Annotated in this window: 10 protein-coding genes; 6 read left to right on the top strand and 4 right to left on the bottom strand. The window is 72.5% G+C overall.

Features of this window, described 5'->3' with window-relative positions; translation table 11 throughout:
* Window positions 1–417: 417 nt before the first annotated feature.
* Window positions 418–636 (top strand): DUF6296 family protein, encoded by a 219-nt coding sequence (locus tag ACZ68P_RS21455; protein WP_365714179.1) that lies wholly within the window; start codon window positions 418–420, stop codon window positions 634–636.
* Window positions 637–950: 314 nt separating this feature from the next.
* On the opposite strand, the gene ACZ68P_RS21450 is transcribed toward ACZ68P_RS21455, so the two are convergent.
* From ACZ68P_RS21450 to ACZ68P_RS21435, 4 genes are all read right to left on the bottom strand, one after another.
* On the bottom strand, window positions 951–1,613 hold the full coding sequence (locus ACZ68P_RS21450; RefSeq protein ID WP_471008412.1) for a lysophospholipid acyltransferase family protein: 663 nt from the start codon (window positions 1,611–1,613) through the stop codon (window positions 951–953).
* Window positions 1,614–1,761: 148 nt separating this feature from the next.
* Window positions 1,762–2,382: an L-threonylcarbamoyladenylate synthase gene (locus ACZ68P_RS21445; protein ID WP_471008409.1), complete on the bottom strand. Its 621-nt coding sequence runs from the start codon at window positions 2,380–2,382 to the stop codon at window positions 1,762–1,764.
* A gap of 106 nt (window positions 2,383–2,488) precedes the next feature.
* Window positions 2,489–4,108: a glycoside hydrolase family 53 protein gene (locus tag ACZ68P_RS21440; protein ID WP_471008406.1), complete on the bottom strand. Its 1,620-nt coding sequence runs from the start codon at window positions 4,106–4,108 to the stop codon at window positions 2,489–2,491.
* Between the two features lie 233 nt (window positions 4,109–4,341).
* Entirely contained in the window at window positions 4,342–6,375 is a 2,034-nt protein-coding gene (locus tag ACZ68P_RS21435) for a beta-galactosidase (protein WP_471008405.1), read from the bottom strand.
* Between the two features lie 230 nt (window positions 6,376–6,605).
* On the opposite strand from ACZ68P_RS21435, the gene ACZ68P_RS21430 reads away from it, so the two are divergent.
* The 5 genes from ACZ68P_RS21430 to ACZ68P_RS21410 all read left to right on the top strand — a co-directional run bounded on the left by ACZ68P_RS21430 (window position 6,606) and on the right by ACZ68P_RS21410 (window position 12,215).
* Window positions 6,606–7,922, top strand: a complete 1,317-nt coding sequence (locus ACZ68P_RS21430) for an ABC transporter substrate-binding protein (RefSeq protein WP_471008402.1) — start codon at window positions 6,606–6,608, stop codon at window positions 7,920–7,922.
* A 122-nt stretch (window positions 7,923–8,044) separates the two neighbouring features.
* On the top strand, window positions 8,045–8,938 hold the full coding sequence (locus ACZ68P_RS21425) for a carbohydrate ABC transporter permease (RefSeq protein WP_471008790.1): 894 nt from the start codon (window positions 8,045–8,047) through the stop codon (window positions 8,936–8,938).
* A complete protein-coding gene (locus ACZ68P_RS21420) occupies window positions 8,935–9,852 on the top strand; it encodes a carbohydrate ABC transporter permease (protein ID WP_471008400.1) in 918 nt (305 codons plus the stop codon). Before ACZ68P_RS21425 ends, ACZ68P_RS21420 begins: the two co-directional genes overlap by 4 nt.
* A gap of 26 nt (window positions 9,853–9,878) precedes the next feature.
* A complete protein-coding gene (locus ACZ68P_RS21415; RefSeq protein ID WP_471008398.1) occupies window positions 9,879–10,904 on the top strand; it encodes a LacI family DNA-binding transcriptional regulator in 1,026 nt (341 codons plus the stop codon).
* Window positions 10,905–11,360: 456 nt separating this feature from the next.
* Complete coding sequence (locus tag ACZ68P_RS21410) at window positions 11,361–12,215, top strand: MmyB family transcriptional regulator (RefSeq protein WP_471008395.1); 855 nt, start codon at window positions 11,361–11,363, stop codon at window positions 12,213–12,215.
* The last annotated feature ends 53 nt before the right edge of the window (window positions 12,216–12,268 follow it).

Here is a 12,268-nt window from a genome sequence, read left to right as displayed (position 1 = left end):
TGCGGTGGTCGGCGGGGCGGCGGTGCGCACTTGCCTATGTCGGCCCGATCCCGGCGGCGGCCCGGTCCGTGCGCGGTCCGGTCCGTGCGCGGTCCGGTCCGTGCGCGGTCCGGTCCCTGCGCGGCCAGGTCCTGGCCGGCCCGGCCCGGCCCCGCCTGCGGCGCGGCCCCTGCGGCGTGGCATCTCCGTCGCGGCACCTCCCCCGGGGGGCGCCACCACCGGGGGCGCCTCCAATCGGCACGCCTCCACCCCGGGCGGCCCGCGTCGCGCCGCGTCGTGACCCGTTCGGCGGCGACGCGGTCCGCCGGGAGCGCCCTCGCCCCACCCCGGGCGGTCGCACGACCCACGTCGCGGGCGGCGGCCGCACGGCCTCCCGGCACGTGCGCGGTTCCGGAGCCGGATCGGTATAAAGGGCGCATGGGAAGCGTCGAACGGTACGAGTTGACATTTCCGGTCTCGGGCGACTCCATCGTGGTCACCCGCACCGACCGCAAGGGCGCCGGCGGGCACTCCGTCTACGCCGACGACACCGGCATCGTGCAGGCCGAGATCAACGACGAGGGAGAGGTGCGCATGGTGGCCAGCGGCGGCCACCAGAGCCACGGCGGACCGGTCCGGGCCGTTCCCCTGCCTTGAATCCTCTGCCGCGAGACTCTTCCCGCCTGTGATGATCTCCCGGCGCTGGGCCCACTCCGGCCTGGGCAACAGGGGAGGAACAAGGTGAAGAGAGTCAACGCGGCAGCGCTGTGACCGGCCGTCGTCGGCAGCGCCACGACGAACGAGGGCACCGGCACCCTGATGTTCCACGCCGGCGCCACCGGTGCGTCCGGAGGCCCCGTGGACGGGGAGCGTACGACGGTCGGCCTGAGCGGCTGGAACACCATCCGTTCCCTCGGCTGACCGTGAGCGCGAGGCCCGCCCGCCCCCCGTGGTCGGGCGGGCTCTTCCTGTCAGGCGGCGAGTGCGACCGGCTCGCGCAGTCGCGCGGCGGCCGTCCGCCAGGCCGCCGTCACCGCCGCGTGGGCGTGCGCGGTCCGCTCCGGACCCGCGCCGGTCAGCAGCACGGGCGCACCCACGTGGACGTGCAGGCCGGGCCGGCGCAGCGGCGCCGTGAACAGCCCCGCGAGCTGCTTGGGGGCGCTTCCCGAGGTGATGCGACGGGCCCCCGCCTGGCCGAGCGGCACGACGGGCGCGCCGGTGTGCTCGACGAGCCGGGAGAGGCCGCTGCGAAAGGCCTCGGGAGCCGCCTCGCCCGCGTCCCTGCGACGGGGGAGCCCGCCCTCGCCGTAGATCAGGACGAGCCGCCCCCGGGCGAGCGCCCGCGCCGCCCCGGTGAGCGAGTCGGCGGCCCGGCGGTCCCCGCGGTGGACGGGCACGTACCCCTCCCTGGCCAGCGCGCGGCCGAGCAGCGGGATCCGCCACAGGCCCGCGGTCGCCAGGACGACCGGCTCGACGCCCAGGCGCCGCAGCGCCGCCAGGACGACGGCGGGGTCGGCGAGTGAGGTGTGGTTGGCGGCGATGATGCTGCCGGGCGCGAACGCGGCGTCGGCATCGGTGGTGACCGTCAGGCGGCCGACGGCGGGCACCAGGGCGTCGGCGATGCGGCTGAGCATGTGCGGATCTCCCGGACTCGGCGGTGCGATGACCTCCATCGTCGGCGGTGGGCGGCCCGCGGACGTGAGTACTGGTACTCAACCGCCGGGTCCGTCGTACCCAGCGGATCCCGGGTGGGCGTCGGACGCCGGACGGCCCCCGGGGGGATCACTCGAACGGCGAGGTGTCCCCGGCTCCCCGGCGGACGATCTCCACGCCGTCGCCGGAGAAGTCGATGACGGTGGTCGGCTCGGTGCCGCAGTCGCCCGAGTCCAGGACGGCGTCGACCAGGTGGTCCAGCCGTTCCTTGATCTCCCAGCCCTGCGTCAGCGGCTCGGCCTCGTCGGGCAGCAGCAGGGTGCTGGACAGCAGCGGCTCGCCGAGTTCGGCGAGGAGGGCCTGGGTGACGCCGTGGTCGGGGATCCGGACGCCCACCGTCTTCTTCTTCGGGTGCAGCAGCTGGCGCGGCACCTCCTTCGTCGCCGGCAGGATGAAGGTGTAGCTGCCGGGGGTCGCCGCCTTGACGGCCCGGAAGACGTTGTTGTCGATGTGCACGTACTGCCCCAGCTGCGCGAAGCTCTCGCACACGAGGGTGAAGTGGTGGCGGTCGTCGAGGTTGCGGATCGTCCTGATGCGGCTGATGCCGTCCCGGCTGCCCACCCGGCAGCCCAGCGCGTAGCAGGAGTCCGTCGGATAGGCGACGAGCGCGCCGGAACGGATGCTGTCGGCCACCGTGCCGATGGTGCGCGGCTGCGGATTGTCGGGGTGGACGTCGAAGTACTTGGCCATCCGCCGAGTCTAAGGGCTGTTCCGTCGTCCCCCGGGCGGGCGCACGACGGCGGCTACGCCAGCAGGGTGGGGGCCGGATCCGGCCCCCACCCCCGCTTTCCGCGTGTCAGCGGTGGCCCAGCCAGCCCGCCGCCGGGAGGAGCCGGTCGTCGTAGCCGAACAGGGCCTGGTTCTCCCAGCCGTTGCCCGAGGCGGGGTCGGCCGGGTCCCAGCCGTTGCCGGGGACGGCGGTCCAGGCGGGCTCCCAGTAGACGACCCCCAGACCCCGGCCGTTCGGCACGGCCTCGACCACGTTCATGACGTCACGCAGCCACGCCGCCTGTCCCGCGGTGCTCGCCGGGTAGCCGGAGACGAGTTCGGCCGTGGTGTCGATGATGTTCTCGTGGCCGTCGTCGCTGTCGAGGCGGAAGGGGTACGCGGTCTCGACGACCAGGACCCGCTTGCCGTAACGGGCCGAGATGTCGTCGAGGTTGGCCTGCAGACCGGACAGCGGCCCGTGCCAGTAGCCGTAGAACGACAGCGCGATCACGTCGTACGCGACGCCCTGTGCCGTCGCGTTGTCGAACCACCAGCGGTAGAGGGCGTTGTCGCCGCCGTCTGCCAGATGGAGGGCGACCTGGGTCGAGGCGGAGACCGCCTTGGCGGCGGACGCGCCGGACTTCAGGAGCCCGGCGAGCCGGCCCCAGTCGTCCGTGGAACCCTCCGGCCACAGCATGCCGGTGTTCGTCTCGTTGCCGATCTGCACCATGTCGGCGGTGGTGCCCTGTGCCTTCAGGGCGCTCAGGACGTCGTACGTGTGCTGGTACACGTCCGTCCTCAGCTGCGTGTACGAATGGCCCGCCCAGGCGGCCGGCATGGTCTGAGCGCCGGGGTCGGCCCAGATGTCGGAGTAGTGGAAGTCGACCAGGAGCCTCATGCCCTGGGCCTTGATCCGCTTCGCCGTCGCCAGGACACGGGCCTTGTCGTTGTAGCCGTCGGCGGGGTTCACCCACACCTTGAGACGGCCGTAGTCGGCCCCCGCCGACCTCAGGATCGCCAGGGCGTCGCCGGGGGTTCCGCCGCTCGTGCGGTAGACGCCGCCGAGGTCCTCGCTCTTGCTCAGGGAGGAGACGTCGACCCCCTTCACGGCGAGCCCGGTCCTCCCGGCGGTGAAGGACAGATCGTCGACGTTGAGCCAGCGGCCCGCCCCGGCGTCGGAGGCCACGCTGACGGTGCACTGGCCGCCGGTCACCTTCACCGAGGTCACCAGCCGTACCCAGGCGCCGTCGGGGGTGGGCGGCAGATCGGTGCGCTGCTCTGCCGAGCCGCAGTTGCGCAGGGCGAGGTAGGCGGATTTCTGCCCGCCGCTGGAACGCACCCACGCGGTCAGCGTGTAGTCGCCCGCGGCCAGCCCCGTCAGGTGCTGGTACGTCTCCACCGCGTACGCGGAGGACGACCAGTGCGTGAGGCGGTGACCGCCACCGCGCCCGCCGGGCTCGGTGAAGGAGGCGGCGTTCCGGCCGGCCGCCGAGTAGGTCGACCAGCCGGCCGGGGTGGCGGTGCCGACCCCACCGGACTCGAACCCGGCGTTGATGAGCGTGGCGGCGGCCCGCGCCGGGGGAGCCGGCAGAGCGGCGAGGAGCAGGGCCGCGAGGGCGGCGGCGGCAGCGGCTCGCACGCCGGAGACGCGCCCCGGCCCGCGTGCGCCCGCCGTCCCGGCGCGTGTGGTGCGTGGTGCGATGTCCATGTCGGTGTCCCTTCGACGGTGGAGGGTGCGGTGGTGCCCACGCCCGGAGGGCGGCGCCGTGCGGAGCCGCCGCCCTCCGGGCGGTGTCTGCGAGTGAGCCGAAGGGGCGCGCGGGTGTCGAGAGGGAGAACGCGCGGAGGGTCGCCAGGAACGAGCGACCCGAGCACGGTCGACCGTCGACGCACGCGGAGAGCGCCCCGGAGGAGAACCGAGCCTCGAAGGAGAAGCGAGCCTCAAGCCAGGGGTCGGGTGTCCAGCCGTACGACGCGGACCGCGCCCGCGGGCACCGCGAGGTGGCCGTCGGCCCGCTCCCCGTCGAGGAGTTCGGTGCCGGGGTCGTCGAGGGGCACCTTGGCGTCGTGCGCGGTGTGGTTGAGCGCGAAGAGGAAGTCGCCGCCCTCACCGGAGCGGCGCACCACCTCCACGTCGCGGGGGAGCGCGTCCCGCGGGTCGACGCCGGCGTCCTGGCAGGCGGCGCGGAGCACGGAGTCCAGCGCGTCGGCGGCGAGCCGGGTGGAGACGTACCACGCCGTGCCCCGGCCGAGCCGGTGGCGCGTGACGGCGGGGCCTCCGGCCGCCGGCCCGTCGGTGTACGTCCAGACGGTCTCCGCTCCGCGCGGCACGACGAACTCCGTCCACACGTCGGCGGGCAGCGAGGCGCCGTCGGGGCCGGAGATCCGCACGCCCTCGTCCGCGCCGAGCGGCGACCACTCCTCGACGGTCAGACCGAGGACGTCGCGCAGCGTGCCCGGGTAGGCCCCCGGGTGCACCGCGTCGTGTTCGTCGACGATCCCGGAGAAGTACGAGACGACGAGCGTGCCGCCGTTCTCGACGTACGACCGCAGGTTGAGCCCGGCGGCCTCGGTGGCGAGGTAGAGCGCGGGGACGACGACCAGGGGATAGGCCGAGAGGTCGGCCTCCGGGTGGGCGAAGTCGACGGTCAGATGCAGGTCGTACAGGCTTTCGTAGAAGCTGTCGGCGCGTTCGCGCGCGTCGTGGTCCTCGCTCGGGCGCCACTCCAGGTTCTGCGCCCACCACGACTGCCAGTCCCACACCATGCAGACGTCGGGGACGGTCCGCGTCCCGCGCAGCTCCGCCAGTGAGCCGAGGTCCGCGCCGAGTTCCACGACCTCGCGCCAGACCCGGGAGTCGGTCCCGGCGTGCGGCACCATCGAGGAGTGGAACTTCTCGGCCCCGCGCCGTGACTGGCGCCACTGGAAGAACATGGCGCCCTCGGAGCCGCGGGCGACGTGGGCGAGGGAGTTGCGGGCCATCTCCCCCGGGCGCTTGGCCGGGTTGCGGGGCTGCCAGTTGACACCGGACGTGGAGTGTTCGAGCAGCAGCCAGGGGGCGCCACCCGCCACGGAACGGGTGAGGTCGGCGGCCATCGCCAGGTTGACGTGGGTGCGGCGGCCGTCGGTGATCAGATAGTGGTCGTTGGTGACGACGTCGACCTCGCGGCCCCAGGTCCAGTAGTCCAGGGAGTCGCCCTGGCTGAGCGCGGTCATGAAGTTGGTGGTGACCGGGATGCCGGGGGAGAGGCGGTGGAGGATGTCGCGCTCGCGGCGGAAGTTCTCGCGCAGGGTGGCGTCGGCGAAGCGCCGGTAGTCGAGCTGCTGGGCGGGGTTGCCGACGGTGGGGGTCAGACGGGGCGGGTCGATCTCCTCGTACGAGGCGTAGCGCTGGCCCCAGAAGGCCGTGCCCCAGGCGTCGTTGACCGCCTCGACCGACCCGTGGGCGGTGTCGAGCCAGCGGCGGAACCGGACGGCGCAGGTGTCGCAGTAACAGGCGCTGACGGGGACGCCGTACTCGTTGTGGACGTGCCAGAGGGCGAGGGCGGGGTGGGTGCCGTAGCGCCGGGCCAGCTCGGTGGTGATCCGCGCGGAGGCCTCGTGGTACGCCGGGGAGCTGTGGCAGATCGCTCCGCGTGAGCCGAAGGAGTACCGCACGCCCTCACGGGTGACCGGCAGCGCTTCCGGGTGGGCGCGGTAGAACCACGCGGGCGGCGCCACCGTCGGGGTGCCGAGGTCGACGCGGATGTCGTGGGCGTGGAGCAGGTCGAGCAGCCGGTCGAGCCAGCCGAAGTCGTAGGCGCCGGGTTCCGGTTCGAGCAGCGCCCAGGAGAAGATCCCGACGCTCACCATCGTGACGCCGGCCTCGCGCATCAGCCGGACGTCCTCCTGCCAGACGCTTTCGGGCCACTGCTCGGGGTTGTAGTCCCCGCCGAAGGCGAGCCGACGCAGGCCATGGGCAGTGGTCTCCGGCATGAAAACTCTCCTGGTACCTCGGGGACATCGGGTGATCTCGACGTCGGAAACAGATCATCTGTGACGCTCTCTGGGAACGTACACACACACCATCGTGAGCGAGCAACGCAACATAACCGCACAGGAACAACCATTGACAAGTGTCCGGAACGTTTCTCTACTGTGAACGCTCACAGATGCATGGCAGGTTCTCCCACCGAGGGAGGACCGCTCGTCAGGGGAGGGGCTCCATGCCCATCGTTTCGCGCCACCGTGTTGTCGCCCTCGTCACCGCCGCCGCCCTCGGCGCGGCCACGCTCACCGCCTGCGGCTCGTCCCAGGACGGCGAGCAGGCCGATTCCGGTCCCGTCTCGCTCACCTACTGGGCCTGGGCGCCGAACATGGACAAGGTGGCCGCGCTCTGGAACAGGAAGCACCCGGACATCAAGGTCACGGTGCAGAAGCAGGCCTCCGGCGACGACCTGGTGACGAAGATCATCACGGCGTCCAAGGCGCACCAGGCACCCGACCTGGTCCAGGCGGAGTTCCAGGCCCTGCCCACGCTCGTCAGCAACGACGCGCTCGCCGACATCTCCCAGGAGGTCGGGGACGCCAAGGACGCCTTCGCCCCCGGCCTCTGGCAGCAGACCACACTCGGCGGCGACGCGGTCTACGCCGTGCCGCAGGACTCCGGGCCGATGATGTTCTACTACCGCACCGACCTGTTCCGGCAGTACGGCCTGAAGGTCCCCGCCACCTGGGACGAGTTCGCCGCCACCGCGCGAGCCCTCAAAGCCAAGGCCCCCGACAAGGCACTGACCACGTTCTCCTCCAACGACTCCGGCCTCTTCGCCGGCCTCGCCCAGCAGGCGGGCGCCCGGTGGTGGACCACCGAGGGCGACAAGTGGAAGGTCGGCATCGACGACCCGGCCACCCGCAAGGTCGCCGACTTCTGGGGCGGACTCGTCGAGGAGGGCGCCATCGACAACCAGCCGATGTACACCCCCGCCTGGAACAAGGCCCTCAACACCGGGCAGCAGATCGGCTGGGTCAGCGCCGTCTGGGCCCCCGGCACCCTGACCACCGCCGCCCCCGACACCCAGGGTAAGTGGGCCGTGGCCCCGCTGCCCCAGTGGGACACCGCCAAGCCCGCCACCGGCAGTTGGGGCGGCTCCACCACCGCCGTCACCAGCGACTCCCCGCACAAGGCGGCCGCCGCGCGGTTCGCCACCTGGCTCAACACCGACCCCGAGGCGCTCGCCGCCCTGGTGAAGGAAGCCGGCATCTACCCCGCCGCCACCGCCGCCCAGACCGGAGGCGCGCTCGCCGCGGCCCCCGAGTTCTTCGCCACCCAGCCCGACTTCTACCGGCAGGCCGCCGCGATCGCCAAGACGACCGCGCCCGCCGCCTGGGGGCCCAACGTGAACGTCGCCTACACCTTCTTCAAGGACGAGTTCGGCAAGGCGGCCAAGGCGAAGAGCAAGACCGGCTTCGCCTCCGCCCTGTCCGCGCTCCAGGCCGCCACCGTCGCGGACCTCCGGAAGCAGGGATTCGAGGTCGCCCCGTGACCCAGCCCACCACGGGCGCGCGCCCGTCGGCCGGGGCCACCGCGGCCCCGGCCCGCCGGCCGTCACCCCCTGCCGAAGAGGCGCCGGCCGCCCGGCCGTCGCCCCGCGCCACCTCCGCACCCGTGCGGAGCGCCCCCTACCTCTTCCTCCTCCCGGCCGCCGTCCTCTTCGTCCTCTTCTTCGCCCTGCCCATCGGCTACGCGATCTGGCTCAGCCTCCACAAGATCGAGGTCAAAGGGCTGGGCCTCGGCAAGGGATCCAGGAACGAGGTCTGGGCCGGGCTCGAGAACTACACCGCCGCCCTCACCGACTCCGAACTCGCGCACAGCGCCCTGCGGATCCTGGGTTACGGCGCGATCGTCGTCCCCGTCATGCTCGGCCTGGCCCTGCTGTTCGCCCTGCTGCTCGACACCGACCGGGTACGGGCCCGCTCCTTCGCGCGCCTCGCGATCTTCCTGCCGTACGCCATCCCCGGCGTCATCGCCGCCCTCCTGTGGGGATTCCTCTACCTGCCGGACGTCAGCCCGTTCTTCCCCGTCCTCGACGCCCTCGGACTGCCCCGGCCCGACCTGATGGACGGCGGCCCGCTCTACGCGGCCATGGCGAACATCGCCGTGTGGGGCGGCACCGGTTTCAACATGATCGTCATCTACACCTCGCTGCGGTCCATCCCCGCCGAGGTCCACGAGGCCGCCCGGCTCGACGGCTGCTCACCGCTGCAGATCGCCCTGCGCGTCAAGATCCCGATGGTGGCCCCCTCGCTGGTGCTGACCTTCTTCTTCTCGATCATCGCCACCCTCCAGGTCTTCAACGAGCCCACCACCCTCCAGCCCCTCACCAACGGCATCCCCACCACCTGGAGCCCTCTGATGAAGGTCTACAACGACGCCTTCGTCGGCGGGAACATCCACGCCGCCTCGGCCACCGCCGTGGTCCTCGCCCTGGCGACCTTCCTGCTCTCCTTCGGCCTGCTCAGGGCCTCCAACCGCCGCACGCAGCAAGGAGCAACCCGATGACCGGGCTCGCCTCCCCGCCCCTGACCCGCAAGGCGCCCCCGGCCGCCGGTACCACCCCCGGCACCTCGCAGGGCCCGCCGCGGCCGCGCCGCGTCGCCCTGCTGCCGACCGCCGCCCTCGTCCTCGGCGCCCTCTACTGTCTCCTGCCCGTCGCCTGGGTCCTGGTGGCCTCCACCAAGTCCGGCGCCGACCTCTTCTCCACCTTCACCTTCCTCCCCGGCGGAGGCTTCGGCGACAACCTCGCCGACCTCGACGCGTACCGCGACGGCATCTACTGGCGCTGGATGGGCAACTCCCTGCTCTACGCCGGACTCGGCGCCGTCCTCTCCACGGCGGTCTCCGCCCTCGCCGGCTACGCCCTCGCCGTCTACCGCTTCCGCGGCAGGGAGACCTTCTTCAACGTGATCCTCACGGGCGTGCTCATGCCCCCGGTGATCCTCGCCATCCCGCAGTACCTGCTGATGGCCCACGCCGACCTGACGGACACCTACCTCTCCGTCCTGCTGCCCCTCGTCCTCTCCCCGTACGGGGTCTACCTCGGCCGGATCTACGCCGAGGCCGCCATCCCCATGGAACTCGTCGAGGCGGGCCGGATGGACGGCGCGGGGGAGTGGCGGATCTTCGTGCGGATCGCCGCCCCGATGATGTCCCCCGGCCTCGTGACGATCTTCCTCTTCCAGTTCGTCGCGATCTGGAACAACTTCCTGCTGCCGTACATCATGCTCGGCGACGACGAGAAGTTCCCCATGACGGTCGGCCTGTTCACCCTCCTCAAGCAGGGCGCGAGCCAGGCCTCGCTCTACACGCTGGTGATCATCGGCGCGCTCCTCGCGATCCTGCCGCTCATCGCCCTGTTCCTCGTCATCCAACGGTTCTGGAGCCTCGACCTGTTGTCGGGCGCCGTAAAGTCCTGACAGCAGGGGAACGAGGGGAAGAGAGCATGAGCACAGCAGCGAGCAGGCGTCGCCCCGCGACCATCCACGACGTGGCGCGCGAGGCCGGAGTGTCGCGCGGAACCGTCTCGCGCGTCCTCAACGGCGGGCACTACGTCAGCCCCACGGCGAAGGCCGCCGTCGACGCCGCGATCCGCAGGACGGGGTACGTCGTCAACCGGCACGCCCGCTCGCTGATCACCGGCAGGTCCGACTCGGTCGCCTTCCTCCTGACCGAGCCCCAGGAACGCTTCTTCGAGGACCCCAACTTCAACGTGCTGCTCCGCGCCTGCACCCAGGCGCTCGCCGCCCGGGACATCCCGCTGCTGCTCATGATCGCCGGCACCGAGGACGAACGGCGGCGCAACCTCCGCTACATCGAGGCCGGTCACGTCGACGGCGTGCTCCTGGTCTCCAGCCACTCGGGCGACCCCGTGGTGGCACGACTGCACGAGGCCGGCGTGCCCGTCGTCGCCTGCGGCAAGCCGCTCGGCCAGACCGCCAAGGTCGGCTACGTCGCCGCCGACGACCGCGACGGGGCACGGGACATGGTGCGCCACCTCTACGCCTCGGGCCGCCGCCGGATAGCCACCGTCGCCGGCCCGCCGGACACCCCGGGCGGGGTCGAGCGGCTCACGGGCTACCGCGAGACGATGACCGAGTGCGGACTGCCCGTCGACGAGTCGCTGATCGTGACCGGCGACTACAGCCGGGCGAGCGGGGAGGCGGCCGCCACCCTCCTCCTGGAGCGCGCGCCCGACGTGGACGCGGTGTTCGTGGCATCCGACCTGATGGCCCAGGGCGTGCTCGACACCCTGGCCCGCGCCGGGCGCCGGGTGCCCGACGACATCGCGGTGGGCGGCTTCGACGACTCGCCGGCCGCGCTGGCCTCCCGCCCCACGCTCACCACGATCCGTCAGCCCTGGGACCGGATCAGCACCGAGATGGTGCGGACGTTGATGGCCCGGATCGGCGGCGAGGATCCGGCCGCGGTCATTCTTCCCACCGAACTGGTCCGCCGGGAATCGGCCTGACCTCTCGGCCTGCCGTGCGCGCGTGCCCCGCGCGGGCCGCGTGGTGCGGCTCCGTTTCGGTGGCCGGCCCGGGGGCGGGGGTGCTGCCCGGGCCGGCCAGACGGCCCGGGTGGCGAGGGTGCCGCAGGGCCGGCGGCTCGACAGCGAGGGTGCCGTCGGAACCGCCATGACCCACGGCGGCGAGGGTGCCGTCCTGGGCCGGTCGCGGGCCCAGGTGACAGGGGGATGTCGTCCTGGTGTACCCGCTGCGGCCGGTACCGAGGACGCTACGCAATGGCGATTGTCGACACCGGCCGCGGTCCTACCCGTCCCGTCCGTGGAGAGGGGGGTGAGATCCGTGGGTCAGAGTCTCGCGTCCCGGGGGTCCCGCTTTCCAGGGAGCACAGGTGCAGATAATGGGTTCCCCCGACCCACGCCGCCCCGTCGGCGACGTCCGAGCGAGCGAAGGTGTGTCACGTGCGAGTCGCCAGTGTCCGCGGGCCGTTGAAGCAGCTTCTCCTGGAGCGCCGGGCCGCGGTCGACCCGGTGTCGGCGGGCTTCCCGCCCCGGACACCCGGCCCCGGACGCCGGGCGGCGGGCCTGAGCCAGGAGCAGATGGACGAACTGCTGCAACGCGCCCCCGGCACCTACAACCGGTTCGAGAACGGGCAACTCGCCAACCCCTCCAGCGAGTTCCTCACCGCCGTGGCCAAGGTGCTCCGACTGAACGAACAGGAGTGGACGTTCCTCTGGCGGCTGGCGCGCCGCGAGAACCCTCCCTTCACCCTGCACCGTGATTCGGGCATGTCCGTACCCGGCGTGTGGCAGCGGGTCGTCGACCAGATCACCGGTGCCCTGGCCTACATCAACGACGCCGAGTGGAACGTCCTCGCCCACAACCAGGAGTACCGCCATCTCTTCCCCGGCGGCAGGCCGCCCGCCAACACGATGCGCTGGATGCTGCTCGACCCCCAGGCCCGCGAAGAGGTCCTCCTCGACTGGGAGACCCGCTGGGCGCCCCTCGTCATGCCCCAGCTGCGCCATGCCGTGGAGATGCGGCCGCACAACCCGGCGCTCGCCCGGCTGGAGGCCGAGGTGCTGCGGGACCCGGCCGCCGGGCCCCTCTACCGCGAGACCGCGACCGCCCCCGTCCCGTATCCCGACGGGTCCGAACGGCCCATCAACCACGCGGTGCACGGCCCCGGCTGGGTCACCACCTGCGTCGCCGAGCCCGTCACCTCGCCCGGCGCCCGCGTCATGCTCCTGCTCTACACCCCCGGCGCGTCGCTGGCCGAACGCCATCCCGTCCTCACCGCCCCCCTGCGGTCCTGACCCCCGGCCGTAGGGGAAACGGGCGAAGTCCCCTCGCTTACCGTTCCGTTACG

Source organism: Streptomyces sp. NPDC036822 (assembly GCF_055609145.1).
The sequence above is the reverse complement of the archived record's forward strand: the minus strand, read 5'-3'. Positions and strand labels throughout refer to the sequence as shown.